Here is a 24652-nt window from a genome sequence, read left to right on the forward strand (position 1 = left end):
CGATGGATACCGTTGTCGACTGGTCCGGCTCCGACAACCTGGTCAAGAGCTATCTGACCAACTGCCCGGCGCGCGAAGTGCTGACCGTGCTCGCCGACAAATGGGTGCTGCTGGTTCTCGGTGTGCTGCGCATAGCGGGCGGGCCGGTGCGCTTCAACGATCTGCGCCGTCGACTCGACGGCATCACCCAGAAGATGCTCACTCGTACCCTGCGTAATCTGGAGCGCGACGGACTGGTCCGCCGCGCCGTGTACCCCACCGTCCCGCCGCGTGTCGAGTACTCGCTGACCGAATTGGGCGCCAGCCTGGGCGAGCTCAGCCACGCGATGGGGGTGTGGTCGGTGCGCCACCACGACGAAATCCGCTCCGCTCGCGACGAATTCGACATCCGCGCCGCAACCGACCCGCAACCCGTCTGAATGTCCCCAGCCGCATCCTTTCTCGAGGTGTGGCCAGTGGGGCTCAGGCGGCGTGGAGGAGGTCCCCACCGGAGGCGAGGGCAGCGTAGCGGCCGTCGGAGTCCATGAGCTCACGGTGGGTGCCACGTTCGACGATGTGGCCGCGGTCGAGTACGACGATCTGGTCGGCATCTCGAATGGTGGAGAGCCGGTGCGCGATGGTGATGGTGGTGCGACCTTCCGACAGCGCGTCGATGGCGGCCTGCACTTCCTGCTCGGTCCGATTGTCGAGCGCGCTGGTGGCCTCGTCGAGTACCAAGATGGGCGGGTTGCGCAGAATCACGCGTGCCACCGCCAAACGCTGCTTCTCACCGCCGGAGAACCGGTAGCCGCGCTCACCGACCAGCGTGTCGTAGCCGTCCGGCAGACTCGCGATATGGTCGTGGATCTGCGCGGCCCGCGCCGCCGCATACAACTCCGCATCGGTCGCATCGGGTTTGGCGAACCGCAGATTGTCCGCAACCGAGGCATGGAACAGGTAGGTCTCCTGCGAGACCACACCGACGACGGCGGCGAGATCGGCAAAGGACAGGTCCCGCACATCGATTCCGTCGATCTCGACCCGTCCGGATGTCGCATCGTAGAGTCGCGCCACCAGGTAACCGAGTGTGGTCTTGCCCGAACCGGTTTCACCGACGATGGCCAGACCGGACCCGGCAGGGACGGTGATGTCGATGTCCTGCAACACATCCCGTGTCCCGGATCCGTAGGTGAATCCGACGTGTTCGAAGTGGACCTCGCCCCGCACGCCCGAATCCGGTACCGGCACCGGATTCATCGGTTCTTCGATATCCGGCTTCAGGTCCAGGTATTCGAAGATCCGGCCGAACAGCGACATGGAACTCTGTACTTCCACACCGGTGTACAGCAGCTGCACCATCGGTCGCAGCAGACTCGTCTGCAAGGTCGTGAAGGCGACCAAAGTGCCGATCGACACCAATGGATGTCCCGCCGCCACGGTCGATCCCGCCGCCCAGTAGATGATCGCGGGCATTGCGGCCATGACGATCTGAATCGTCGACTGCCGCCACCGTCCGGCCATACCGGACCGGATCTCCAGGTCCACCAGCCCACGCGATTCCTTCGCGAAATCGTCGACCAGCGCGGGTGCGCGGCCCATCGTGCGCCCGAGCAGGATGCCGCTCACCGAGAGCGACTCCTCCACGATCGCCGACATGCCCGCCAGCTTCTGCTGCCGCTGCGCGGTGATCTTCCTGCGTTCGTCGCCGACGCGCCGGCTGATCCAGACGAAGAACGGCAGCATGATCAGCGAGACCACCGTGAGCCGCCAGTCCAGGGCAATCATGGCGATCACCGAGGCGATAACGGTGGTGAAGTTCGAGACCAGTGAGGTCGCGGTGGAGGTGACCGTCGATTGCATGCCGCCGATATCGTTGGCGATCCGCGACTGCACCTCGCCGGTACGGGTAGTCGTGAAGAACGACAACGGCATTCGCTGCAACTGCGCGTACACCGCCGAGCGCAGATCGTGCATGACCTCTTGCCCGACCGCGGTGGAAATATAGGTCTGGAGCACGCCGAAGATGCTCGTGAGTGCCGCGACCGCGAGCATGCCCGCCGCGAGTGCGGTCAGCAGGCCGGTGCGACCGTGTGGGAGTGCGTCATCGAGGATGCCGCGCAACATGAACGGCGACGCCAACGCGACCAGTGAAGACAAACCGACGAGCGCGGCCACCAGTGCCAGGCGCGCGCGATACGGACGAAACAGCCGGACGATCCGGCGCAGTTGATGTGGGGGCTGCATAGGCGCCTCCTTCCGAGGACTATGTCCTTAAACTGAGCATGACTCATAATTGTTCCCGAAACAATGAGTTATCCTCAACGAATGGACTCCGCGCTCGATCCCGATCTCCCCGAGCTGTTCCTGCGCACCGCGAAACGCATCCGCCGCAACCAGGTCACCCGACTTGCACCGATGGGCATTACCCCCGGTCAGGCCCGTGCGCTCCGCATTATCGGCCACCATGACGCGCCCCTGCGGATGGCGGCACTCGCCGATCACCTCGGCATCGTCCCGCGATCCGCCACCACCGTCGTCGATGCCCTCGAAGCCGCTGGCCTGGTCGCCCGCGCCCCCGACCCCATCAACCGCCGCTCGACCCTCGTGACACTCACCGTCCCCGGCCGAGCCGCGCTCTCCCGAATGGCCGCCGCCCGCCGCGCCGCCGCCGAAGAAGTCTTCGCCAGCCTGAACACCGAACAGCGCACAACGCTTCGCGAACTGCTCGCCACACTCGATTCGCAGGCATCGGTCAGCGCGCCCACCGGTACGCCGATCTCGTGACCTCCCGCCCGGAGCTGACTCGGGTCACGCCGACCCAATTGCCAAGGCGGAGACCGATATTGCCGCCGGCACACGGACTCGCCTCCGGGTAGCACGGCGCGCTGGACACCACCGGGTACGCCGAAGTGCTTGGGGCAGTAGTCGATTAAGCGGGGTGGGACTTTTCGGCGGCGGTCACTACGTGGCGCATGAGGAGGGCGGTCGTTACCGGGCCGATGCCGCCCGGGACGGGGCTGAGGGCGGTCGCCTTGCCGCGGACGGTTTCCGCTTCGACGTCACCGACGATTTTGCCGTCGGGGGACTCGTTGGTGCCGACATCGATGACGGTGGCGCCCTCGCGGACGTGTTTGCCGGTGACCAGGCCGATGCGGCCGGCCGCGGCTACGACGATATCGGCGGCGGAGGTGACGGCTGGAAGGTCGGTGGTGCGGGAATGGCAGATGGTGACCGTGGCGTTTTCGGCGAGCAGGAGTTGCGCGAGCGGCTTGCCGACAATATTCGAGCGGCCCACGACGGCGACATGCCGTCCAGCGAGCGGGATTTCGTGATGCTTCAGTAGCTCGATGACGGCCTCGGAGGTGGCGGGGACGAAGCCGTCGAGGCCGGAGGCCAGCAACCCCAGCGACAGCGGGCTGACGCCGTCGACGTCTTTGGTGGCGGCGATGGCGGAGCTGACATCGTCGAGGGTGACCCCGGCGGGCAGCGGGGTCTGCAGCATGATCGCGTCGACGGTGGTGTCCGCGCTGCGGGCGGTGAGTTCGTCGCGGATCCGCTCGATGCTCGCCGCGGCGCCGAGTTCGATAGTGTCGCAGACGATTCCGAGACGTTCGGCGGCCTTGCGCAGCGAGTTCACGTACCACGCGCTGGCCGGATCGTCATTGGCCACGATCAGGGCCAGGCGCGGCGCGGTTCCGCCAGCGGTGAGCGCGGCGGCGCGCTCCTTGGTGTCGGCGTTGATGGCGGCGGCGAGTTCCTTGCCGGACAGCGAAACGGTATCCACGTTGTCACACCTTATCGGCTACCCCGCCCAGCCGGTTCCGGTGCCCACCCCGCGCGCGGCCCGGTTTGACCGGACGCCGGAAACAGCACCCGGCAATTACCGGAATATGGCCACTACCAGTCGTATCGTGATTGTGCTTGCCCACGGCTAACTGCCAGCTGACCTACCGAAACCCCGTTTCACGCGTGGAAAGGTGTCGACTGTAGTGAAGATCTCGAGGCATTGGAAACTATGGGTCGCGACCGTCTTCGCGGCCGCGACCATCACCGGAATATCCGGCGCACCCGCCATCGCAGCACCGGAAACCGACGCCCTCTACAACTCCGCCCAGCGCGCCTTCACCGACGGTGACGATGCCGCAGGACGCGCCGAACTCCGACAGCTGATCGCCGCCGACCCGGCCGACGCCGAGGCCCTGTCGCTGCAGGTGATCTGGTCGCATTACGCCAATGACCTGCCCGCCATGGCCGATGCGCTGGCCCGCCTCACCGCCATCGACCCGGCAATGGCCCAGGGCACCAACAATGTGCTCGGCGCGATCGGCGCCGCGCTCGGCACCCTGCCGAATCCGCTGCCCGCGATCGTCGGACCGCAGACCGGAATCGTGGTGCTCGGCTACGGCCTGCTGCCGGACGGTTCGCTGCGCCCCGAGCTGGTGAACCGGCTGACCGCGGCCTGGTTGCAGGCGGTCGCCGCACCACTCTCACCGATCGTCGTCACCGGCGGCAATCCACAGAACGGGATCTCCGAGGCCGAGGCCATGCGGGCCTGGCTGGTCAGCAAGGGGCTGCCCGCATCCCGGATCAATGTCGAGAGCCGGGCCGGATCGACGGTGCAGAACGCGCTGTTCAGCACCAAGATGTTGCGTGATGTCGGCGCGAACAGCGCGGTCGTGGTCACCTCGCCGAACCACATCCGGCGCGCGGTCGCCGATTTCATTGTCGCGGGCACTCAGGTGGTCGGGGCGACCACCTCACTCGATCAGCTGGTATCGCAGTTGCCGCCGCCCGCCAAGCAGGCGCAGCGCGGCATCTACCTGGACGCGACGCGGACGTTCCAGCTCGCCACCTCGCGCTGAGCGGAATGGGCCGAGCGTGCACTTTCGACCCCGAAGGGTCATGAATCGGGCGCAAAGTGCACGCTCGGACCCACCGGCCCCGAATTACACGGCACGATATCCCGGTGACACCAATCGGAGATGTGGTCGCGCAACTGCGCGCGGCGGGCTGTGTATTCGCCGAGGACGAGGCGCGGTTGCTCACCGACGCCGCGGCACAGACGGGCGCCGATCTCGCGGAATTGGTCGCGCGACGCGTTTCCGGAACACCACTGGAGTATCTGCTCGGCTGGACCGAATTCCACGGCATCCGCGTCGCGGTTTCCTCGGGCGTCTTCGTACCGCGCCAGCGCACCGCGTTCCTCGTCGACAACGCTGCCGAACTCGCCCGGACTATGCCCGCGCACCCGGTCGTCGTCGATATGTGCTGTGGCTCTGGCGCATTGGGTCTGGCCCTCGCGACGATCCTTGCCGCCGAAGGCCGTCCGATAGAACTCGCCGCCGCCGATATCGAACCCACCGCGGTCGAATGCGCCCGTCGCAACCTCACACCGATCGGTGCGCACGTCTACGAAGGCGACCTCTTCCAACCACTGCCCCGCGAATTGCGCGGCCGTATCGATATCCTGCTCGCCAACACTCCGTACGTACCATCGGAGATGATCTCCAGGATGCCGCCCGAGGCACGCGATTATGAGCCGCGCGCCGCCCTCGACGGCGGTCCCGACGGCCTGGATATCTTCCGCCGTGTCGTCACCGCCGCCCGCACCTGGCTCGCGCCGGGCGGCCACTTGCTGGTCGAATCCAGCGAAGCCCAGGCTCGGCCCGCGATCACGGTCCTTTCCGCACACGGTTTCACCGGCCGCATCGCCGAATCCGAGGAGTTCTACGCCACCGTTCTCATCGGCACCAAGTCGAATACTTAGCGCGGCGCACCACGACGTTCCGCGGCCGCTACTTCCTGCGGCCGGTGAATTCGTCCATCGAGTGGTACACGCCAACCGAATTCAGGAACAGGTCGCGCAGCTTGATCGGCAGCAGACCGGAGATCGCCTTATTGAGCCGAGATGTCCACGGCATGATCACCAGTGGGGTGCCCGCCTTCATTTCCCGCCACGAGGTATCGACGACATCGTCCTGTTCCAGAATCGGTGTGAACAGGAAACCCTTCGCGCCATCGAACATTCCGGTGTTGATGTAGGTCGGACAGACCGTGGTGATCCGCACGTGGTGGTTGCCCGCGTGTTCGAGTTCGATGCGCACCGAATCGGACCAGCCCAGCGCCGCCCACTTGGAGGCCGCGTACACGCTCATGCGCGGATTGGAAACCAGACCCGCCGACGACGCGATGGTCATGACGCGCGCCGCACCGGTGCCACGCACCATCGCGGGCAGGAATTCGAGCGTAAGATACATCGGCGCGAGGGCATTGATCGCCATCGTCTTATCGATATCGGCGCGATCGGCGGTCTCCCAGAAATAGCTGTTGCCGCGCACGATGCCCGCATTGTTGATCAGGATGTCGATATCGCCGACGTCGGCGCGCACCGTCGCCGCGGCCGCGCCGATATCGTCCCGCGCGGATACGTCGACAACATAGTGATGAATGGCGACACCACGACCGGACAACTCGACCGCGGTCTCCTTCAGCGCGGATTCGTTGATATCCCACAGCACCACCGCGGCCGCACCCTCACGCACCGCACGCTCGGCGAACCGCTTGCCGAGGCCCATCGCCGCGCCGGTGACCAGGACCTTTTTATCCGCTACTGTGTCCAATTCCATCCGTCCTCATCCTGATACAGTCATGAAATAGCTTCCGGCGCAATTACTTTCGAGCCCGACTGTTTTTGGCCCCGATTACCTTTGGCCCCGATTACCTTTGGCCCCGATTACCTTTGGCGCAGTGCCTTCATGACTCCGAAATACAGTGTCATCGTCTTCGCCCACAGTTCCTCGGACATACCGGGCAGCGGTGCGATCGGGAACATCCGCTGCACCGCGATCGTCTGGGTGTCGATGTACTTCAACAACCCCTCGGGACCGTGTCGACGCCCGGTACCCGAAATGCCGAGCCCGCCCGAGGGCGCGTCCGCGCTGCCCCAGGCCGCGATGAAGCCCTCGTTCACATTGACCGAACCCGCATTGATGCGCGCAGCCACCGCACGACCTCGACCGACATCCTTGGTCCAGACACTCGCGTTCAGCCCGTACGCGGTGTCGTTGGCCTGTTCGACCGCCTCGTCGTCGCTACCGACCCGATAGATCGACACCACCGGGCCGAAGGTTTCCTCGCGATACACCGTCATCCCGGGGCGCACCCCGGTCAGCACGGTCGGCTCATAGAAGTACGGTCCGAGATCGGGACGCGCCTTACCGCCCGCCAGCACCGTCGCCCCCTTCGCGACCGCGTCGTCGACATGGGCACCGACGGTGTCCAATTGGCGCTGGAACGTCAAAGATCCCATATCGCTGGCGTAATCGAGCGCACCGCCCAATTCGATTGCCCGTACATGCTCGACGAACTCACCGACGAACTGGTCATAGACCTTGTCGTGCACATAGATTCGCTCCATCGACTCGCACAACTGCCCCGCCGAGGCGAAGCAGGCCCGGATCGCGATCCGGGCCGCCAGGGACGCATCCGCATCGGCCAGCACGAGCAGCGGATTCTTACCACCGAGTTCGAGCGAATAGCCGATCAGCCGCTCCCCGGCCTGCTGCGCGATGGTCCGGCCGGTCGCACTCGACCCGGTGTAATCGACATAGTCGGCGCGCGCGATCACCGCACCACCGATCACCGCACCACGCCCGAGGACCGCCTGCCAGAGTCCGCGCGGCAGCCCGGCGCGCTCGGCGGCATCGATGGCCCACAGTGCGGTCAGCGCGGTCTGGTTATCCGGGCGCGCGACGACGGCATTTCCGGCGACCAGTGCGGGTAGTGCGTCGGAGACGGCCAGGGCCAGCGGATAGTTCCACGGCGAGATCACCGCGACCACCCCCTTTGGTCGATGCCGCACATCGACCTGGGTCAATACCGGCAACACACCGCGCGGCTTGCGGGTGGCCAGCAGTCTGCCCGCGACCGACGCGTAGTACCTGGCATTGACCGCGACATCGCCGACCTCGTCGAAGGCGTGCGCCCGCGACTTACCGGTCTCGGTCTGCACGATATCGAGGATGGTGTCCTGTTCGGCCAGCACGATGTCGTGGAATTTCCGCAAGACCGCGACCCGCTGGCGGACCGAGCGCCGCGCCCATTCCCGCTGCGCCGTCCGCGCGGTCGCGAAGGCGGTCTCGATATCGCCGGTCGAGGATTGCGGCAGATCCGCGATCTTGTGCCCGGTCACGGGCGCGAACACCTCGACTGCGGGGGCGCCACCCGCGATCGCACGATCCAGCAGGGGTTGTACCAGGGCCATCGACAGGGCCGTCGGTTCGGTCAACTGGCGGGCGGTCGTCATTGTCGGACCTCTTCTGGGTCGGGCGCCCGTGCTGGACGAGACGGTAAGCCGAGGTTCGGCTATTTACTGAACACTAGTGTTAGATTAATGCGAGTGCCGCACTCCATGTCAAGCTGTCCGGTGTGGAACACAGACGGACCGGGCTTCGAGTTGTGAGGCATCACCATGTCCGCTGACGCTTCCCACACAAATGGCGCGGCCCGGCGCGGCCGGCCACCACAAACGCAGGAGCAGGCCGAGGAGGTCCGTGCCCGCATCGTGCTCGCCACCGCGGCGGTATTCACCCGCGGCGGCTCGCGCGGACTCAGCGTCGCCCAGATCATCGAACAGGCCGGACTGGCCCGACCCACCTTCTATCGCTACTTCGGCAATGCCACCGAACCGCTGCACGTCGTGTTGGAGGCATCCAACGACGGCCTCGTCGACGGCATCCGAAAGGCACTGACCGGTCCGGACGAACCCGTCGAACTCGGCATCCGCCTCATCGATGCCTATCTCGGATGGGCCCGCGGACACGGCGCCATGCTGCGTCCGCTATTCGCCGAACTGCACGACCCGGCCTCACCGGTATCCGCTTATCGCGAACGGGCACTGGACGATATCCGCGCGCTGGTGCGCGAAACGTTCACGGAACTGGGCCGCGTAGTCCCCGCACCGCTGGATCTCGATGCGGCCCTGCATGTTTGCGAGTACGTGGTCTATCGCATTTCGGCGGGTACCGCGCCCGGCATCGAGCCGGACGCGGAAACCGTTGCCGCAGCACGACTTACCATGATCCGCGTGTTGCTCACCACGCTCGGTACCCGCGCCGATCTCGAATACGCGATGACACTGCCGGGCATCTTCCCGCCCGCGGAGTGAAACCGACTACAGATCGAGTTCGAGTTCGCCACCGCGAGAACGTGATACGCAAGTGAGCATCGCATTGCTCCGCTCGCCGGGCATTAGTGCCCGGTCCCGATGCTCCACCTCACCGGCGAGCACACTTGCCCGGCATGTCCCGCAAAAACCCTGCTGGCACGAATAGGCGACGCCGGGCACGGCCCGCCGGATCGCGGCCAACGCCGACTCGTCGGCCGCGACGTCGACTTCGGTTCCACTGCGGCGCAATCGAATACGGAACGGCGAACCGCCGCTGACCGGTACCGCCGAGAAACGCTCGGTGTGCAACGAGGCCGTCGGATCGTGTAACAGCAGCACTCTGCGCGCCGCCTCCGCCAATGCCGGCGGTCCGCAGACATATACCGCGGCACCGGTCGGCGTCTGCTCGAAGATCATCCGCGGATCCGGCACCCCGAACTCGTCATCGGGTCGCACCACCACATCACCACCGGTGAGGTGGGCGAGCTCGTACAGAAACGGCATCCGCGCCCGCGAACGCCCGAAATACATGAGCCGCCACGGTATTCCGGCACGTTCGGCGGCGGTGACCATCGGCAGAATCGGCGTGATCCCGATACCACCCGCCACGAAGAAATACTCCGGCGCGTCGATGAGCGGGAACGCATTGCGCGGGCCACGGACGCGCAGTCGGTCGCCGACGCACAGCTGCTCGTGGATCTCGTGGGAACCGCCGTCGCCATCGGCAATGTACCGCACCGCGATTCGGTAGCAACTGCGATCATCGGGATCGCTGTTCAGCGAGTACTGTCGCTGCCGCCCGGAGGGCAGGAATACGTCGATGTGGGCGCCCGGTGTCCAGGCGGGCAGATCCGCACCGCTCGGATCACATAGGGTCAAGCTGACCACCTCGTCGGCCTCGACCTCGATCCCCATGATCGCCAGCTCGAAATCGTAACCGGTGTGGCGCACCGGTTGCGGCCGCGAAAGTAGTTGCGCCGTTTTCCCTTCGGTGAATACCCGCTTGTAGGTGTCCACCGCCGACGCGATCATCCGCAGCCCGGTCCCCGGCCGGAACTGCTCCTCCACGGCGGTCATGCGCGTGTCCGTGCCGCCGGCGACTGCGCGAGGTAGCGCAGTGCGTTATCCATGGGACCGAGTTGGGAGGGGTGGAATCCCGGCCGCAGATACCGCGGAATCTCGGTGAAGAAGGTGGTGACATTCGGTATCACACCGCGCAGCGACGCACTGGCCAGCTGTAGCGGCCACCACCGCCCCTTGTTCGGTGACGGGTCGCGATGGAACAGATAGGCACCCGAAATCACAAACAGCGCAAACAGTCCCGAACTGGCGATCAACGCCTGACGCGCCCTGCGGGCATAGCCGCCATCGAGATACATGTACGCGTCGTAGACAACGCTGCGATGTTCGACCTCCTCGGCGCCATGCCAGCGGACGAGGTCCAGCATTGCCGGATGCATCCCCTTGGCCGCCAATTTGTCATTGGTGAGCAACCATTCGCCGATGACGGCGGTGTAGTGCTCCATCCCCGCGAACAGGGCCAGTCGCTCACACAGCCATTCGTGTTTGGCCCGGCCGGCCAGTCCGTGGTCGCCGAGCAGCCGATCGATCAGCCAGGCGACGCTCTCCACCATCGGACCGACCTCGAGTCCGAGGCGTTCCAGTTGGTGGCGAGCCTTTTCATGAGAACCGGCGTGCATCGTCTCCTGACCGATGAAACCGCGGACCTCTTCCCGCAATCGTTCGTCATCGATCAGCGGTAGCGCCTCGGCCAGCGCCTGCGCCATGGCCCGCTCGCCCTCGGGGAGCACCAGGTGCATCACATTGATGATGTGGGTGGCCATGACTTCGCCGGGGATGTAGTGCATCGGCACCGAATCGAAATCGAAGCTGACGTCCCGCGCGTTGATGGCATGAGCCTGATCGGCGTAAGCAGTGCCCATCTGATGGTCCTCACGTCTGGTCCCTGGACGATCAATGTATTGCCGACATCAAATGCTGTCAACATCACATGATGTCAACTTCCCCGCTATGGGAGGATCGAGCCATGAACGACGCCGTTTCCGATGGATCGATACCGGGTATGCGCCGCTGGCGCGGCACGCCCCCGGCCGACCGAATCGCCGCGCGCCGCGAACAGCTCGTCGAGGCCGCCATCGAATTGATGGCCACGATCGGTGCCTCCGATATCTCCATGCGTGGGGTCTGCAGGCAGGCCGGACTCACCGAGCGCTACTTCTACGAGAGCTTCCCGAATCTGGACAAACTGCTCACCGCGGCATTGGAAACGGTCGTTCTCGGTGCACAGGAACGCCTGCTCGCGGCGCTGGCCACCGCCCCGCCCGAACCGGAAAAACTCTTTCGCCATGCCATTTCGGCGTTCACCGATTATCTGGTCGAGGATCGCCGCCGCGGCCAGATCATGTTCGTGGAATCACAGGCCACGCGGGTACTGGGCGACCGAGGCAATGAGCTCATCGAACTGTTCACCGCCCCCATCGCCCTGACGATCGGATTGGGTGGCGACGGACCGCAGACCCCACCGGACCAGTACGAGAACAGCCTCAATTCGAACGCCATCTTCGGCGCGATGGCTTACATGTACCGCCCTTGGCTGGACGGAACGATCGATATCCCACGCGAACGGTTCGATGATCACGCGACCAGCGTGTTGCGCAAGATCGCGGCCGCGCGCTCGTCCGAGCCCCAACAAACGCACTGACCAGCACTACCCCTGCGTGGACACCGGATCCCGGTCCCGCGACCGTTCGAACACCATCGCGCGATCGGTGATCTTGCCGTGGCGCAGCGTGACCAGATCGCGCAGGTAATTCATGCGCAGGCGCCACGGCGCCTTGGTGCCTTGAATCGGGAATTGGCTCGCGGCACGTTGCACATAACCCGGATTGAAGTTCAGGAATAGCGAGGCCGCGCCGACCGACGGATCGCGGACTGGTGTGCACCGGGCGTATTCGTTGTCGTACAGGTGGCGTAGCAATCGAACGACGTACTCGCACACCAGATCCGCCTTCAGCGTCCACGAGGCGTTGGTATATCCGATGACGTACGCGAAATTCGGCACATCCGAGAGCATCATGGCCTTGTAGGCCATATGTTCCGAGAGGTGCACGCGCTGTCCGTCGACGGAGAGTTCCATGCCGCCGAAGGCGAGCAGATTCAATCCCGTTGCGGTGATGACGATATCGGCATCGAGGGTGGCACCTGAGGCAAGGGCCAGACCCGTCTCGGTGAACGTCTCGACCTTATCTGTCACGATATCCATTCGGCCCTTGCGGATCGCGCGGAAGAAATCACCATTGGGTGCCAAGCAAAGTCGCTGATCCCAGGGGTTGTAGGTCGGAGTGAAGTGCGTATCGATGTCGTAACCCTCGGGCAGCCAGCGCTGCTGCCAGCCCTTGATCCGCTTGCGCATGAATTGCGGATACCGTTGGCTCAGTTGGTAAATCGCGGTGGCCAACGCCACATTCTTGGCCCTGGCCACCGCGTAGGCGGCACGCGTCGGCAGGAATCTGCGCGCCTTCAGGGCGAGGTCATCGCGGGCGGGCGCGGAGATGATGTAGCTCGGGGAGCGTTGCAGCATCGTCACGTGCGCGCCCTGATCGGTCAGCGCGGGCCCCAGTGTCACCGCGGTTGCGCCGCTGCCGATCAGCACCACGTGCTTACCCGCGACATCGAGATCGTGCGGCCAGTGCTGCGGGTGGATGATCGGCCCGGCAAAACGCTCGGTACCCGCGAAATCCGGGCTGTAGCCCTCGTCATAGCGGTAGTAACCGGAGCAGCAGAACAGGAATCCCGCTGTGAGGGTGACGGTTTCGCCGGTATCGGTACGTTCGGCGCGAACCGTCCACCGGTTTTCCCGCGACGACCATTCGGCACCGACGACCCGGTGCCGGAAGCGGATACGACGGTCGATCCCGTTCTCGGCGGCGGTGGCGCGCACATAGTCGAGAATGTCGGAGCCGTCGGCTATCGACTTATCCCCCAGCCACGGACGGAAGCGATAGCCGAGGGTGTACATATCGGAATCGGAGCGAATTCCCGGATAGCGGAACAGGTCCCAGGTGCCGCCGATCGCGTCGCGGCTCTCCAGAATCGCATACGTCTTTCCTGGGAAAGCCCGCCGCAGGTGATACGCCGCGCCTATGCCGGACAGCCCGGCACCGACAATGAGCACATCCACATGCTCGCCAGCGATCGTCATCGATCTCGTCCTCCGATATTCGGCGGCGCGATTCGCACCGAGTCCGCCTCCAGCCTATCCGCTGCGGTTTGTCTTCGGAGACAACGCCCTTGGCATCACTACTGGACACGCGACCAATACCGACCGGTTTTCATGTGCGCGATTCGCAATAAAGTGACTGAGTCGATACCGGGGTGAACGAAATTTCCGAAAATATGATCTGCAATTCGCCTCGCTGTCGGTGGGCGATTCGCCAGCGCCTGGAGCGGGTCGGGGTGCCTATCGACACGAGGAATTTCCGCGACTCCAAACGGTCGAACCGGTCGCGCCCGGTACGTATCGTTCGGGCGCGGGCTCGCCCGTCGAGGAGACCCAAGTCGATGCCCGCGACGATCGGCACGCTCGGCCGCAACCTCACGACCGTGGTGCGCGAAACCGGGCTTAGAGAACGCGCTGCTGGATGTGGCGGCCGCCGAAGCCGCACACGACGCACTCGTCGAGGCCGGGCACGGCGATCTGTCCGGCACCGTGCTCATCGCGTCGCCCCCCACCGCCGCGATCCCGCTTCGGCTCGCCGGAAAGCCTTGGCATCGTAGCGGATTCGGTACGCTCCGCTGAACTCTCCGAAGGCGCCCCGCATACGAGGTTTCCTGCGCCCCGTGGTCGAGACCCACGACGCCGAGGCCGACACGACCACGGCGATGCCCGTCGTCACCGGCCGGACCGCGCGGGTGATCACTGCCGCTGCCACGCTGCTCGTCCTGGTGACAGCGGCATTCACACTGTCGCCGCCGACGCCGATGCGCTTCCTCGGCGTCGGCGTGATCAGAGCTCTGGTCGTCGACGCGACACTGGCTCGGATGCTGTCGGTGCCCGCGCTGGTCAAGCTGATGGGGCGGGTGAATTGGTGGCTGCCGGGCGGCGGTCGGCTGCCGCGGGCGAGTGTCCGAGTGGTCGACAAGGAGCGCACGGCGACTTCCTGACAACGCCCGGTTGCACGGATCCGTGTTTCCATGGAACCGTTTCGTCGGCGCGTGCGTCTCTATGATCAGACGGGACTAGTGGAAGGGGCGACCGCTATGGCTGTTGACAGTCCGTTCGGCGGGTATATCGAGGATGCGAAGACCGGGGCGTTGCAGGTGCGGATGGAGCCGCAGGCGTTTCTGGATATCGACGCGGCCTGCCAGAATTTGATCATCGACCTGTCTTCGGTCCAGAACGATGCGCGCGCCCTCGGCGAGCGGTCGATCTGGGGACTCGGCGAGAACAACCCGCGCCTGATCTCGGCGATCGAGCTGGTGAAACTGTTCAGGGAGAAGGCATTCGGCGGCCCGAACAACGCCTACGACACGATCGGCGATTACATCGCGGTTGCGACGGAAATCCAGACGCTGTTCAAAACTATCCGTGACGCCTATGAGCGCACCGATGAAGACTTCGCCCGCCGGATGCGCGAGATCCGCGTATGAAGATCCGCGCCGAGCGCTCTTCGACAGCGGGCCTGCTGACCGTGGCTGCGGCCCTCGTCCTCGCGGCCTGCGGTGGCGGAAGCAGTTCCACATCGACCTCGACGGCCGCCACACCTGCCATGTCCAGCACCTCGGCCACACCGTCCAGCTCATCGAACGCCGCATTCGACCCCTGCACGGCGTTGACGCCACAGTTCCTCTCCGAACACCAGTGGAATGCCCGCACTCCTACGCCCAAGCAGGATTCGACGGGCAACTTCCAGTGGAAGGGCTGCCTATATGTCGCCCAGAGCACGTATACCTTCCGCGTCCAGACAACCAACGGAACCCTCGCTCAGGTTCGCGAAAAGTTCCCCACCGCAACCGAACTCACCATCGACGGCCGCGGGGCCCTACGCTACGAGGCCCGCCCCGACGTCCCTGGCGGCTGTACCATCAATATCGAGATGAAATCCGGCTCCCTCTACATCGTCGTAGACGACCCGCGCGGCCTGCACCCCCGCAAGCTGTCCCCCTGCGATAACGTCACCGAAGTCGCCGAAGCCGTCGTCCAGCTTGTCCCCCAAGGCAGCTGACAGGTTGTTGGTCGGAGTGAATCCGGCCATTCCGCAACCGAATTGCCGGTCTGTGCCTGTCACTCACGCTCGATACCGCGCATCAGTGCCGGGTAGAGACCAGCAGGTACCGGAACGGGAGGATTCCGGCCATATAGCGCCCTGCCGAGCGGGCCGTTCGGCTTGACCAGGACGGCCATCCGGCCGTGATATCCGCCGGTGTCGTCGCACATCCAACCGATGTGCGACGACACCGTGCATGGTTCGGTTGGCGATCTCGGCGGCCCATTCGGTGTCGGCCAGGTAGACGGCGCGCCCGCGAAGCCCGGTCCGGGTGTGTTCCGCAGTTCAGCGGGCAGGCGATCGCGCGGCCCGCGGCGATCTGGCCGTCGCCGAACGGCTACGTCGCGTGGACAACCACCGGATGGAGTACGCGCGCGAACTGTTCGGCAAGATCTGCTCGGATCCGGATGAGATCGAGACCCGCGCGCTGCTCACGTTCTGTTTGTGAAACTACCTGCGGCGCAGCAGCACTCCGCGAATGTAGGCGGCCTGGCCGGAGTGCTGGATATCGTCGTCCACAACGCTGATCAGCCGCACGCCCAGGGTGACCGGCGGATCCCAGCGGGTGTCGACGATACGGGGCAGATCGGCATCGACGAGTCCGGAGACATAGTCGATCGTCTGCGCGTGCACCGCATCGTAGTAGCCCAACAGCAGATCGGCGGAAATCCCGTCGAGTTCGGCGACCTCCGCGGCGCGGTGCCCGTAGCCGGTTGCCTCGTCGACGAACGGCAGGTCGAACCGCTTGGCCCAGCCCGCCGCCGTCCACACCTGTTCCAGGTTTGCCACGTCCGCGATGTGGTCGTCCTGCACCCGGGTCAGATGCCAGATCAGCCAGGCGATGGAGTTGGCGTCGGGATCGATCCGAGCCGACAGCTCGTCCTGTCCGAGCCCCGCGACCGCGCCGTGCACATTCTCCCGCACCCGTCCGAAGGCATCGACCAACAACTCAGCGCTCGTCATGAACCCATGCAAGCACACAGTCGCCACCGATATTCCCGGATCGGGCCGCTATCCGCCCAACGGCAGCAGCAGATCGGCCGATTCGAGGTCGAGCAGGGCTCGTTTGGCGGACAGCCCACCCGCGTAGCCGGTCAGGGACCCGTCGGCCCCGAGCACACGATGGCACGGGAGCAGGATCAGTAGGCGGTTGCGAGCCAGCGCGCCGCCGATCTTACGAGCGTCGGCCGGGGTACGGCCGAGTCGGCGGGTCAGGGCGCCGTAGGTGGTTGTGCGGCCGTATCCCGTGGTCGCCTCGAGCGTCTGCAAGACCTCTCGATCGAACGCACGCATACCCGTCAGGTCCATCGGTACCGTGAATTGCTGGCGTTCGCCGATGAGATATTCGTCGATCTGATCTGCCGCGCTCTCCAAATGCGCACGAGCCGTGGGATTTTCGCTGGTCGGTCCGGTGGGCGGCACGTCGGTGAATGCGACCCGGGTGACGCCGGTCCGGTTCGCTTCGATCAGCACGTTCCCCAGTGCCGAACCGTGCACAAGTCGCGCGACAGTGGTATCGGACATGATGTTGCTCCTCTCGATCGTGCCTTCACCGAGCAGACGCTCCCCAGCGCCGAAACGTGAGATCAACTGCCGGAGTCGGCTTTCCATGCGGCGTATGCGACGGGCAGGCAGACCGCGCACGGTCGGTAACCGGCGGCGATGGCGGTTTGTTCGTCGGCGAAGAAGACACGGTGCGCTCGGTAGTGGCCGCGCGTCAAGGCACGCAGGGCCGAAGGACAGTCGAGACGGCCGTAGAGTTTGCCGCGCCGGTGACCGCCGAATCGGCCCGGAGTGGGGCTGGAATACGGGCGGCCATCGGCGTCGATCAGGGTGTACATCTCATTCGGCGTCGTGCAGGACCAGACCGAGAGTATGTCGGTGACCGCTGCGAATTCGACTGACGCCGTGGCGGATCGGGGCGCGGGACCAGCCGCGTGTCGATGAGGTCGGCCGGTCTCGGGTGGTGAAGACGAGCGCGTGCCCCTGTTCCAGGATGGCGACCGTCGGCTTGGATTGAGCGCGGGGGCGTTGTTCGACCAGGAGGAATTCACCGCCGGTGTGGTCGATACCCGGGCGGTCCAGGCCGATCACCACCTGCAGCGGGAACACGAGCTCGCCGTAGAGGTCCCGGTGCAGGGCGTTCCAGTCGCCTTCGGTGTAGCGCAACAGGATCGGCGTCGGCTTCGTTTGACCGGCGGCGTGGCAGGCGTCGAGCCAGTCGTCGAAATCGTCGGGCCACGGCGTCGGGTCGCCGAGTCGGTCGGCCCAGGTACGGGCGACGGGCAGCAATTTGCGGTAGAAAGCCCTGCGCAGCCGCATGATCGGTGCGGGAACGGGAGCGGCGAAGTACCGATAGGCGCCCTGGCCGAATCGGTAGCGGGCCATATCGATCGTCGACCGGAAGCGACTCGGATCAGCCCACATGGCAGTGAATTCGGCGCATTCGTCCGGGGTCAGCAGCGGGCCGGTCTGGGCGCAGCCATAGGTGTCGATCTCCTCGGTCAAGGCCGGCCAGGGCTGTGCTTCGACTCGTTCTTCCAGTGCGGCAAAGGTTTTCATGGCGTGTCCGGTCACGCCGCTTCGAGCGCGAGCAGGGTGGTCTTGGCGGTGACACCGCCGACGTACTGTCCGATCGAGCCGTCGCTGCGCACCACTCGATGACACGGAATAACCACCGGCAGCGGGTTGTGCGCGCAAGCCGAGCCGACCGCACGGACCGCGCGCGGATTACCAACGGCCGCAGCGATATCGGCGTAGCTCGCGCGATGTCCGTAGCCGATATCGCTCAGGTGCTCGACCACCTGGCGCCGGAATCCGACGGTCAGCCGCAGATCGAGTGGCAGATCGAATCGTGTTCGCGCACCGGCGAAATACTCGTCGATCTCGCGGGCGGCGGCGTCCAGACGCCGCGGGGCGGCCAGGATACGCGGGCTGATCCGCTCGGCGAGGGTGGTGAGTACGGTGTCGTGGTTCTCGTTGGGGTAGGCGACCCGCACCAGGCCCGCGTGGGTGGCCGCGAGCAGCAGTGTGCCGACGGGTGTGTCCAGTGTGCGGTAGGCGACGTCGAGCAGGCCCGCGGCCTGGGCGTCGGCGGCCAACCGTCGATGCAATTGGGACAGGATCTCGGCGGAGTTCGGGTTCAGGCCGTCGAAGAGGCCGTCCGGATCCCGGTCGATAGTGGCCATCATGTTCGATCCTTCGGGTAGCGCTTGCGCAGTGTTTTCAGGCCGTCGGCGGCGGCACGACGGGCCGCATCGGTCGAATTGCCCAGCAGCTGAGCGATTTCGGCGTGCGGTAGGCCCGCCAGGTAGTGGTAGGCCACCGCTTGGCGCTGTTTGGTCGGCAACGACGCGAGTGCATCCCACAGCTCGGGGTCGTAATCGGCCGGGTCGGCATCGGGTGCGGTGCGTTCGGGCAGGGTTTCGGCGGGAACGGGTGCGCGGGTCAGTGCGCGCCCAACATCGATCGCGCGCCGGTGCGCGATGGTGACCAGCCATGCCTCGATATTCGTCGTCGGATCGAGGTCGGGGTAGGCCCGCAGCGCGGACAGAAAGGTCTCCGACCACGCATCTGCCGCATCCGTCGGACCGAGCACGGCCCGACACACGCGCAGCACCATCGGGCCGTATTCGGCCACCACTTCCTCGAACGGAGGCAATCTCACGCTGGGTAGACGTCGGGGACGCGGAAAACGTGAGATTCCCGGGTCGACCCGTGGCGGGATATCACCGTGACTCCGGGATACGCGACAGGCCGCTGGCGCGCAGGACCCGGCGGTCGATGGCGGCGCGGATCGACTCGTCGGTGCCGATGATGCGGACGTGGCGGCGGGCCCTGGTGATCGCCGTGTACAAAAGTTCCCTGGTGAGCAGGGTGGATTCGGGTTCGGGCAGGACGACCGAAACGGTGTCGTACTGACTGCCCTGGCTGCGGTGGATGGTCATCGCGAAGACGGTAACCACGGCCGGAAATTGGGTCGGGTGCACCAGATACGGCTCACTGCCGCGCTGCAGGGCCGCCCGCAGCGAACCGTCGGGCATGCGCACGATGACACCGGTATCGCCGTTGTAGATGCGCGCCTCGTGATCGTTGGCGGTGACCAGCAGGGGCTGGCCCGGATACCACGGCGCCAGGTGCGAATCCGGCCCCGCGCCACCGGCCGCGGCCCATTCTCCGGCCATGCGGTCCCAGCGTTCGACGCCGAAGGGGCCCTGGCGATGCGCACACAGCAGGCGATGGGATTCGAGGGCGGTCAGTGCCGCCGCGGCATCGCCGTCGAGCGCAGCCGCGGTGACCTCGCGGGCGGCCCGCACCACATCGGTTCGGACCGGTGCGGTGTCCTCGGGGGTACACAGCGAGAGTTCCGCACCGCCCGCACGCAGCAATGCGAGTGCGGTGTCGGCGTCACCCGCGCGGACCGCGACGGCGAGTTCGGCGATCTTGCCGCCGAATCGCCGACCGCGCGTCAGTCGGACGATGCCGCCGCGCAGCCGCGTTCGCTCGAGATCGGTCAATGCCTCCGGATTACCCTCGACGGCAATGGATTCCGCACCAAGCACCTGTTCGAGGACGGGATTCGGTTTGCCGACAACGGGTCCGGCGACGAGGTCGGCGAGTACCGCACCGGCATCGACCGAGGCGAGCTGATCCGGATCGCCGACGAGAACCAGGCGGGTATCCGGCCGCAGCGCGGCCAGCAGACTGCTCATCATGGTCAGCGAGACCATGGAGGTTTCGTCGACCACGATCACGTCATAGGGCAGCCGGTTGAACTCGTGATACCGGAACCGGGTCGCCCGGCCGCGCTGCCAACCGAGCAGGCGATGCAGGGTGGCGGCGGTGAGCTCGGGCAGGGTGAGCGCTTCGGCCTGGTCGCGCACCGCTTCCTGCAGTCGCGCGGCCGCCTTGCCGGTGGGCGCGGCCATGGCGATGCGCAGTGCGGGCAGCTTCGGATGCGCCAGCTGGTGCGCGGCGAGCAGGGCGAGGATGCGGGCGATGGTGTGGGTCTTGCCGGTACCCGGCCCACCCGCCACCACCGTGGTCCAGTGCGTCGCGGCGAGTGCGGCGGCGATCCGCTGGCGGTCCGGTGCCGCACCGACCGGGACGTCGAAGAGCCGGTCCAGCTCGCGGCGCACGATGGCCGGATCCACCTTCGGATGGTGTCCGGAACGCTCGGTGAGCACCCGGCGGATCGTCTGCTCCTGCTGGTAGTAGCGGTCCAGGTAGAGCAGCGGACCCGTGGCCCGCGCGTCGACCAGACGCAGCGGCTGCAGGGGACCAGCCGGCCCCCCGCACACCAGTGGACTGACCCGCAGCGCGGCGATCACCGCATCGATATCCGGCCATGGCAATGTCGCGGGGTCGATACCCGCACCCGCATTCCAGGTTTCGTCGGCATCGACGCCGATTTCGCGCATGCGGTGCACTTCCAGACAGACCGAACCGGACCGCACCGCCCGCACCGCCAGCGCCGCCGCGAACAGCACCTCCTCCGAAGATTCGCGGCCCATCCGGCCCAAGCGGAGCGCGACGTGCACATCGGCGGACGAAAACACACCGGCCTCGTTGAACATGCGCAACAGCCCGGTTCCCCGTTGCGCCACCTGAATCGACGTCATCGGGCCGCCTCCCCCGCCAGTAGGTCGGACAGGGCGACGATCAGCACGGGCGGCGGATTCCAGTCGAAAACACCACAGCCCGATGGAGTTTCGGGTCCGATCATGCCGCGGACGAAAAGGTAGCGGGCACCACCGAGGTGGCGCGCCGGATCGTAACCGGGCAACCGCCACCGCAAGTAGCGGTGCAGAGCGACGGCGTAGAGCAGGGCCTGCAGCGGATAGTGCGAGCGCAGCATTTCGGCGGCCATGCGGTCGTGGGTGTAATGCTCGACGGTGAGATCGCCGGTGCCGAGGCGGTTGGTCTTGTAGTCGACGATGACGAATCGTGGTTCCGCGCCCGGATTTGCGGTGCTGCGCAGCACCGCGTCGATACTGCCGGTGAGGTAACCGCGCAGCGGGGCGTCATCCAGGGACGCGAGTTGGTCGGCATAGCTGGACAAGGAATCGTCGGCCGGAAGATGGGTCCGCAGCAGCTCGGCGATCCCGCGCAACGTGACCGTGTGCGCACCGGGGATGTCACCACCCGCCAGCGGGAGCTCGAAGTCGAGTTCGTTGAGCCGGTCGCGGGTGGAAATATCGGCCAGACAACCGAATCCGAGTGGGGTGTGCAGCACGGCGAGTAGGGCGTTGCCGAGTATCACCGCATCGGCCTCGGCCATCAACTCGTCGGTTGCTGCCCGGCAGCGGGTGTGCACTTCGGTGGCCAGATCCGCGGCATCGGTATCGATTCGCTCGAGCACACCGTGCACCAGCGTGCCGAATTCGGCGCCGTAGGGCAGCGCGTTCATCAGGGACGGGGCCGCATCCGAGATCGCGGGTTCGGTGTCGGCGAGCGGCGGTGTGCCGGGCTCATCGGACGGGCCACGGTCGTCCTCGGGTTCGGACTCCGGAATCGCGGCATCGTGCGCACCTGCCGTCAATGCCGAATATGAGGTGCGCCGCCACTGCAGATCCATGGTGCGGGCGAAGTGTGCCGCGGCGATGGCTCCGGTCGGGAGTTCGGTGCGCACGCGGCGGATCTCGACCGTATCGGTGTGCTCGACGCCTTCCACCGCAACGGACTCCGGCGCACCGGCAGCCCAGGCCGAAAGCATCGACACCGCAACGGCATCCGCCGGCACCGCCGCCTTGCTCGGCACGAGGTCGCCGCCGTCCGGGCGACCGAGGACCATCCGATGCAGGGGCGCGTTGGCGGTGGTGATCGCGGGCGCCCACCAGGCGACGATCTGACACATCGCGCGGGTGAGTGCGACGTAGAGCAGACGCAGTTCCTCGCCCGCCTCCTCGGTTTCACTGCGCAGCTTGCGCTCGCCGTAGCCGGATGCGTCCTGGCCGCCGACATCGAGTACACGAGCGCCGTCGTCGGTGTGGAACAGCAGGGTCTGCGGGTAAGGATTCTTCGCGTTGTCCCATGCGAACGGCAAGTAGACGATGGGGAATTCGAGTCCCTTGCTGGCGTGCACGGTGGCGATCTGTACCGCAGCGGCATCGCGATCGAGGCGACGGCTGCGGTCGGCGACCGCCCCGGAGGCGGGATCGCGCACGCGGTCGCCGAGCCAGCGGGTCAGCGCGGTGAGGCCGAGACCTTCGGTCAGCGCGACCTGATCCAGCAACTGCGCGATATGCCGCAGATCGGTCAGCTCGCGTTCGCCGTTCTCGACCGAGAGCAGTCGCTGGGCCAGATTCGCTTCGGCGGAGATCTTTTCGAAGACCGCTGCGAAACCCGCGCGAGCGAACAGCCTGGCCGCGTCCCGGAGTTGCGCCGAGATGCGACCGACCAGATCCGCACCGCCGCTATCGATTTCGACCGCGGTCACGCCGAGCAGCGGTGTGCAGGCGGCGAGGCGGACGCGGTCGGAGCGGTGCGGCTGTTCGAGCGCGCGCAGCAGCCAGAGCCAGTCCGTCGCACTACTGGTGGCGAAGACGCTGGTGCCACCGGCGAGTACCGAGGCGACCCCGACCCGATCCAAAGCGGTTCGCACCACGTCGATTTGCGATCGAGTCCGGACCAGTACCGCGATATCGCCGGGTCCGATCGGCCGCGCTCCGGTCTTCGCCTCGAACAGCACACCGGATTCGAGCAGCCGCACGATATCCGCGGCGAGATCCTCGGCGACCTTCGCCCGCATGCGCCCGACAGCCGGAAATCCCGATTTGTTCAACGGGCCCGCGCCGGTGCGCGGGAGACACCGCATCCGCAGCGGCATCGTCAGGTCCTCGGGGCCGGACAGCCGCGACCAGCGGCGGGTCGCGGTGACCGGGTAGACCGTGATCTCCTTGTGCCCCAGCGCGGCACCACCCTGCAGATGATCCAGTGCGGCGAGCAGCCCCGCGTCGCTGCGCCAATTGTCGGTGAGCTCCTTGCGGGTGTCGGCGTGCGCGACGGCGTCCAGATAGCTGAGCACTTCCGCACCGCGGAAAGCGTAGATCGCCTGTTTCGGATCGCCGACCAGCACCAGGGTCGAATGACCGTGGAAAGCCAGCCGCAAGATGTCCCACTGCAATGGATCGGTGTCCTGGAATTCGTCGACCAGGGCGACCCGATACCGATCGCGGATGCGGCGACAGGCCCGCGGCCCGTGCTGCGGATCGGCGAGCACATCGTGCAGCAACACCAGCAGATCGTCGAAATCGCGCAGTCCGGCGAGACGTTTGCGGCGCTCGGTTTCCGCGCGCACCGCGGCGGCGAACGCGACCCGCTCCCCCGCCGTTCCCTCGCCCTCGGGCACCAATACGGCGTGCCGATCCTGCACCGCAGCCAGTGCCAGCGTATGCGCCTCCTTCAGCGAAAACGGTGGCTCCGCACGGGCATAGCGGTTCAGGTACAGGTCATCGGCGACCGTACCGATGAGCTCATCGATCGTCTCGACCAGCCGCGATCCGGGATCGTGTTCGCCAGCCAAGCCGAGCTCATCCAGCATGCGCTGGCAGAAACTGTGGGTCGTCGCGATGGTCCCGGCATCGAAATCCGAAAGCGCGCTGAGCAAACGCCGCCGACGCCGCAGCACCTCGGCCGAATCCGCCTGCGCCAGTAGCCGAATCAGCTCATCGGCATGGGCTCGGGCCGTCTCCGGGTCGGCCAATGCCGCGGCCACCGCGACGAATCGGTCTCGGGTCCGTTCCCGCAGCTCCTGTGTGGCGGCCCGACTGAATGTCACCAGCAACAGCTGCGAAATATCGATCCCGATTTCAGCGACATACCGCACCGCCAACCCGACGATCGCATGCGTCTTACCCGTCCCCGCACTCGCCTCGAGCACAGTGGTTCCGGTCGGCAGCGGCCCCTTGGCATCGAATCGGTCGGCGTCCAGCGAGGGCGCGGCGAATGCGGTGTCCTCGATGGTCATCCCCGCCGTCCCTCTCCGTACCTGGCGAATCCGGTGCTCGCACTGCTCATCGGCAAGATCTTCCCTTGCCGACTCCACCGTCCACCCAACACCCGCCCGCATCGGGGAGGCGCGCCGACCAGTTATCGGATGTCGCGACCACCGACCTCGCAGCGCGACTTGTGTCCGATGGGCCCCGGAGCCCTTCGAATACGCCCACTCCGTGCCCGACCGCGCGCGGCGAGGCCAAGCCGCCGCAGACATCGTCCCGGT

General features: G+C 66.1%; 26 protein-coding genes and 1 pseudogene. 11 read left to right on the forward strand and 16 right to left on the reverse strand.

Annotation, left to right across the window (positions count from 1 at the left end):
- The first annotated feature begins 2 nt into the window (after nucleotides 1–2).
- Nucleotides 3–419 (forward strand): helix-turn-helix domain-containing protein, encoded by a 417-nt coding sequence (locus AB0L58_RS05140; RefSeq protein WP_364381302.1) that lies wholly within the window; start codon nucleotides 3–5, stop codon nucleotides 417–419.
- Nucleotides 420–462: 43 nt separating this feature from the next.
- Here AB0L58_RS05140 and AB0L58_RS05145 read toward each other — a convergent pair whose 3' ends face one another.
- A complete protein-coding gene (locus AB0L58_RS05145; RefSeq protein WP_364381305.1) occupies nucleotides 463–2223 on the reverse strand; it encodes an ABC transporter ATP-binding protein in 1761 nt (586 codons plus the stop codon).
- A gap of 81 nt (nucleotides 2224–2304) precedes the next feature.
- Between AB0L58_RS05145 and AB0L58_RS05150 the strand changes: the two genes are divergently transcribed.
- Complete coding sequence (locus tag AB0L58_RS05150) at nucleotides 2305–2763, forward strand: MarR family transcriptional regulator (protein ID WP_364381307.1); 459 nt, start codon at nucleotides 2305–2307, stop codon at nucleotides 2761–2763.
- 145 nt (nucleotides 2764–2908) lie between these two features.
- On the opposite strand, the gene AB0L58_RS05155 is transcribed toward AB0L58_RS05150, so the two are convergent.
- Nucleotides 2909–3763 carry a bifunctional 5,10-methylenetetrahydrofolate dehydrogenase/5,10-methenyltetrahydrofolate cyclohydrolase gene (locus tag AB0L58_RS05155; RefSeq protein ID WP_364381310.1) on the reverse strand — a complete coding sequence of 285 codons (855 nt, stop codon included), beginning with the start codon at nucleotides 3761–3763 and terminating at the stop codon, nucleotides 2909–2911.
- A 205-nt stretch (nucleotides 3764–3968) separates the two neighbouring features.
- On the opposite strand from AB0L58_RS05155, the gene AB0L58_RS05160 reads away from it, so the two are divergent.
- Both AB0L58_RS05160 and AB0L58_RS05165 read left to right on the forward strand, forming a co-directional pair.
- Entirely contained in the window at nucleotides 3969–4841 is an 873-nt protein-coding gene (locus AB0L58_RS05160; protein ID WP_364381313.1) for a YdcF family protein, read from the forward strand.
- Between the two features lie 104 nt (nucleotides 4842–4945).
- Nucleotides 4946–5746 carry a putative protein N(5)-glutamine methyltransferase gene (locus AB0L58_RS05165; protein WP_364381316.1) on the forward strand — a complete coding sequence of 267 codons (801 nt, stop codon included), beginning with the start codon at nucleotides 4946–4948 and terminating at the stop codon, nucleotides 5744–5746.
- A 28-nt stretch (nucleotides 5747–5774) separates the two neighbouring features.
- Here the strand turns inward: AB0L58_RS05165 and AB0L58_RS05170 are convergent, their stop codons facing one another.
- Entirely contained in the window at nucleotides 5775–6605 is an 831-nt protein-coding gene (locus tag AB0L58_RS05170) for an SDR family oxidoreductase (RefSeq protein WP_364381319.1), read from the reverse strand.
- A gap of 107 nt (nucleotides 6606–6712) precedes the next feature.
- Nucleotides 6713–8284: a succinic semialdehyde dehydrogenase gene (locus AB0L58_RS05175; protein ID WP_364381322.1), complete on the reverse strand. Its 1572-nt coding sequence runs from the start codon at nucleotides 8282–8284 to the stop codon at nucleotides 6713–6715.
- A gap of 165 nt (nucleotides 8285–8449) precedes the next feature.
- Between AB0L58_RS05175 and AB0L58_RS05180 the strand changes: the two genes are divergently transcribed.
- On the forward strand, nucleotides 8450–9145 hold the full coding sequence (locus AB0L58_RS05180) for a TetR/AcrR family transcriptional regulator (RefSeq protein ID WP_364381325.1): 696 nt from the start codon (nucleotides 8450–8452) through the stop codon (nucleotides 9143–9145).
- Nucleotides 9146–9151: 6 nt separating this feature from the next.
- Here AB0L58_RS05180 and AB0L58_RS05185 read toward each other — a convergent pair whose 3' ends face one another.
- Complete coding sequence (locus AB0L58_RS05185; RefSeq protein ID WP_364381327.1) at nucleotides 9152–10222, reverse strand: PDR/VanB family oxidoreductase; 1071 nt, start codon at nucleotides 10220–10222, stop codon at nucleotides 9152–9154.
- Nucleotides 10219–11088 carry a metal-dependent hydrolase gene (locus AB0L58_RS05190; RefSeq protein WP_364381330.1) on the reverse strand — a complete coding sequence of 290 codons (870 nt, stop codon included), beginning with the start codon at nucleotides 11086–11088 and terminating at the stop codon, nucleotides 10219–10221. The genes AB0L58_RS05185 and AB0L58_RS05190 overlap by 4 nt, the downstream gene beginning before the upstream one ends.
- 104 nt (nucleotides 11089–11192) lie before the next feature.
- Between AB0L58_RS05190 and AB0L58_RS05195 the strand changes: the two genes are divergently transcribed.
- Nucleotides 11193–11867: a TetR/AcrR family transcriptional regulator gene (locus AB0L58_RS05195; protein WP_364381333.1), complete on the forward strand. Its 675-nt coding sequence runs from the start codon at nucleotides 11193–11195 to the stop codon at nucleotides 11865–11867.
- 6 nt (nucleotides 11868–11873) lie between these two features.
- Here AB0L58_RS05195 and AB0L58_RS05200 read toward each other — a convergent pair whose 3' ends face one another.
- Nucleotides 11874–13367 carry an NAD(P)/FAD-dependent oxidoreductase gene (locus tag AB0L58_RS05200; protein WP_364381336.1) on the reverse strand — a complete coding sequence of 498 codons (1494 nt, stop codon included), beginning with the start codon at nucleotides 13365–13367 and terminating at the stop codon, nucleotides 11874–11876.
- 441 nt (nucleotides 13368–13808) lie between these two features.
- On the opposite strand from AB0L58_RS05200, the gene AB0L58_RS05205 reads away from it, so the two are divergent.
- The 4 genes and pseudogenes from AB0L58_RS05205 (at nucleotide 13809) to AB0L58_RS05220 (ending at nucleotide 15390) form a co-directional block, all read left to right on the forward strand.
- Nucleotides 13809–13964: a hypothetical protein gene (locus AB0L58_RS05205; RefSeq protein ID WP_364381338.1), complete on the forward strand. Its 156-nt coding sequence runs from the start codon at nucleotides 13809–13811 to the stop codon at nucleotides 13962–13964.
- Nucleotides 13965–14005: 41 nt separating this feature from the next.
- Nucleotides 14006–14329, forward strand: a pseudogene (locus AB0L58_RS05210) (MMPL family transporter); the annotation flags it as partial.
- Between the two features lie 30 nt (nucleotides 14330–14359).
- Entirely contained in the window at nucleotides 14360–14815 is a 456-nt protein-coding gene (locus AB0L58_RS05215; protein ID WP_364381341.1) for a hypothetical protein, read from the forward strand.
- A complete protein-coding gene (locus AB0L58_RS05220; RefSeq protein ID WP_364381344.1) occupies nucleotides 14812–15390 on the forward strand; it encodes a DUF3558 domain-containing protein in 579 nt (192 codons plus the stop codon). Before AB0L58_RS05215 ends, AB0L58_RS05220 begins: the two co-directional genes overlap by 4 nt.
- Before the next feature lie 59 nt (nucleotides 15391–15449).
- Here AB0L58_RS05220 and AB0L58_RS05225 read toward each other — a convergent pair whose 3' ends face one another.
- Nucleotides 15450–15602, reverse strand: a complete 153-nt coding sequence (locus AB0L58_RS05225; protein ID WP_364381347.1) for a hypothetical protein — start codon at nucleotides 15600–15602, stop codon at nucleotides 15450–15452.
- 101 nt (nucleotides 15603–15703) lie between these two features.
- Between AB0L58_RS05225 and AB0L58_RS05230 the strand changes: the two genes are divergently transcribed.
- A complete protein-coding gene (locus AB0L58_RS05230; RefSeq protein ID WP_364381350.1) occupies nucleotides 15704–15880 on the forward strand; it encodes a hypothetical protein in 177 nt (58 codons plus the stop codon).
- A 2-nt stretch (nucleotides 15881–15882) separates the two neighbouring features.
- Here AB0L58_RS05230 and AB0L58_RS05235 read toward each other — a convergent pair whose 3' ends face one another.
- The 8 genes from AB0L58_RS05235 to AB0L58_RS05270 all read right to left on the reverse strand — a co-directional run bounded on the left by AB0L58_RS05235 (nucleotide 15883) and on the right by AB0L58_RS05270 (nucleotide 24400).
- Nucleotides 15883–16395, reverse strand: a complete 513-nt coding sequence (locus AB0L58_RS05235) for a DUF664 domain-containing protein (RefSeq protein WP_364381353.1) — start codon at nucleotides 16393–16395, stop codon at nucleotides 15883–15885.
- A 48-nt stretch (nucleotides 16396–16443) separates the two neighbouring features.
- Nucleotides 16444–16956, reverse strand: a complete 513-nt coding sequence (locus AB0L58_RS05240; RefSeq protein WP_364381355.1) for a methylated-DNA--[protein]-cysteine S-methyltransferase — start codon at nucleotides 16954–16956, stop codon at nucleotides 16444–16446.
- Nucleotides 16957–17018: 62 nt separating this feature from the next.
- Nucleotides 17019–17273 carry an Ada metal-binding domain-containing protein gene (locus tag AB0L58_RS05245; RefSeq protein ID WP_364381358.1) on the reverse strand — a complete coding sequence of 85 codons (255 nt, stop codon included), beginning with the start codon at nucleotides 17271–17273 and terminating at the stop codon, nucleotides 17019–17021.
- A 1-nt stretch (nucleotide 17274) separates the two neighbouring features.
- Complete coding sequence (locus tag AB0L58_RS05250) at nucleotides 17275–17994, reverse strand: 2OG-Fe(II) oxygenase (RefSeq protein WP_364381360.1); 720 nt, start codon at nucleotides 17992–17994, stop codon at nucleotides 17275–17277.
- A gap of 11 nt (nucleotides 17995–18005) precedes the next feature.
- Nucleotides 18006–18620: a methylated-DNA--[protein]-cysteine S-methyltransferase gene (locus AB0L58_RS05255; protein WP_364381782.1), complete on the reverse strand. Its 615-nt coding sequence runs from the start codon at nucleotides 18618–18620 to the stop codon at nucleotides 18006–18008.
- On the reverse strand, nucleotides 18620–19093 hold the full coding sequence (locus AB0L58_RS05260) for a sigma-70 family RNA polymerase sigma factor (protein WP_364381785.1): 474 nt from the start codon (nucleotides 19091–19093) through the stop codon (nucleotides 18620–18622). Before AB0L58_RS05260 ends, AB0L58_RS05255 begins: the two co-directional genes overlap by 1 nt.
- Nucleotides 19094–19160: 67 nt before the next feature.
- Nucleotides 19161–21053 (reverse strand): exodeoxyribonuclease V subunit alpha, encoded by a 1893-nt coding sequence (gene recD / locus AB0L58_RS05265; protein WP_364381363.1) that lies wholly within the window; start codon nucleotides 21051–21053, stop codon nucleotides 19161–19163.
- Nucleotides 21050–24400, reverse strand: a complete 3351-nt coding sequence (locus AB0L58_RS05270; protein ID WP_364381366.1) for a UvrD-helicase domain-containing protein — start codon at nucleotides 24398–24400, stop codon at nucleotides 21050–21052. Before AB0L58_RS05270 ends, recD begins: the two co-directional genes overlap by 4 nt.
- Between the last annotated feature and the right edge of the window lie 252 nt (nucleotides 24401–24652).

This window comes from Nocardia sp. NPDC052112, assembly GCF_040680135.1.
GTDB lineage: Bacteria > Actinomycetota > Actinomycetes > Mycobacteriales > Mycobacteriaceae > Nocardia.

Bases quoted from the DNA above. Each gene is read 5' to 3' on its own strand.
- AB0L58_RS05245 (WP_364381358.1), bottom strand. From the start codon at position 17,273: ATGTACACCCTGATCGACGCCGATGGCCGCCCGTATTCCAGCCCCACT.
- AB0L58_RS05235 (WP_364381353.1), bottom strand. From the start codon at position 16,395: ATGACGAGCGCTGAGTTGTTGGTCGATGCCTTCGGACGGGTGCGGGAG.
- AB0L58_RS05220 (WP_364381344.1), top strand. From the start codon at position 14,812: ATGAAGATCCGCGCCGAGCGCTCTTCGACAGCGGGCCTGCTGACCGTG.
- AB0L58_RS05240 (WP_364381355.1), bottom strand. From the start codon at position 16,956: ATGTCCGATACCACTGTCGCGCGACTTGTGCACGGTTCGGCACTGGGG.
- AB0L58_RS05270 (WP_364381366.1), bottom strand. From the start codon at position 24,400: ATGACCATCGAGGACACCGCATTCGCCGCGCCCTCGCTGGACGCCGAC.
- recD (WP_364381363.1), bottom strand. From the start codon at position 21,053: ATGACGTCGATTCAGGTGGCGCAACGGGGAACCGGGCTGTTGCGCATG.
- AB0L58_RS05190 (WP_364381330.1), bottom strand. From the start codon at position 11,088: ATGGGCACTGCTTACGCCGATCAGGCTCATGCCATCAACGCGCGGGAC.
- AB0L58_RS05195 (WP_364381333.1), top strand. From the start codon at position 11,193: ATGAACGACGCCGTTTCCGATGGATCGATACCGGGTATGCGCCGCTGG.
- AB0L58_RS05185 (WP_364381327.1), bottom strand. From the start codon at position 10,222: ATGACCGCCGTGGAGGAGCAGTTCCGGCCGGGGACCGGGCTGCGGATG.
- AB0L58_RS05255 (WP_364381782.1), bottom strand. From the start codon at position 18,620: ATGGCCACTATCGACCGGGATCCGGACGGCCTCTTCGACGGCCTGAAC.
- AB0L58_RS05170 (WP_364381319.1), bottom strand. From the start codon at position 6,605: ATGGAATTGGACACAGTAGCGGATAAAAAGGTCCTGGTCACCGGCGCG.
- AB0L58_RS05250 (WP_364381360.1), bottom strand. From the start codon at position 17,994: ATGAAAACCTTTGCCGCACTGGAAGAACGAGTCGAAGCACAGCCCTGG.
- AB0L58_RS05200 (WP_364381336.1), bottom strand. From the start codon at position 13,367: ATGACGATCGCTGGCGAGCATGTGGATGTGCTCATTGTCGGTGCCGGG.
- AB0L58_RS05225 (WP_364381347.1), bottom strand. From the start codon at position 15,602: ATGTGCGACGACACCGGCGGATATCACGGCCGGATGGCCGTCCTGGTC.
- AB0L58_RS05145 (WP_364381305.1), bottom strand. From the start codon at position 2,223: ATGCAGCCCCCACATCAACTGCGCCGGATCGTCCGGCTGTTTCGTCCG.
- AB0L58_RS05150 (WP_364381307.1), top strand. From the start codon at position 2,305: ATGGACTCCGCGCTCGATCCCGATCTCCCCGAGCTGTTCCTGCGCACC.
- AB0L58_RS05140 (WP_364381302.1), top strand. From the start codon at position 3: ATGGATACCGTTGTCGACTGGTCCGGCTCCGACAACCTGGTCAAGAGC.
- AB0L58_RS05215 (WP_364381341.1), top strand. From the start codon at position 14,360: ATGGAACCGTTTCGTCGGCGCGTGCGTCTCTATGATCAGACGGGACTA.
- AB0L58_RS05175 (WP_364381322.1), bottom strand. From the start codon at position 8,284: ATGACGACCGCCCGCCAGTTGACCGAACCGACGGCCCTGTCGATGGCC.
- AB0L58_RS05180 (WP_364381325.1), top strand. From the start codon at position 8,450: ATGTCCGCTGACGCTTCCCACACAAATGGCGCGGCCCGGCGCGGCCGG.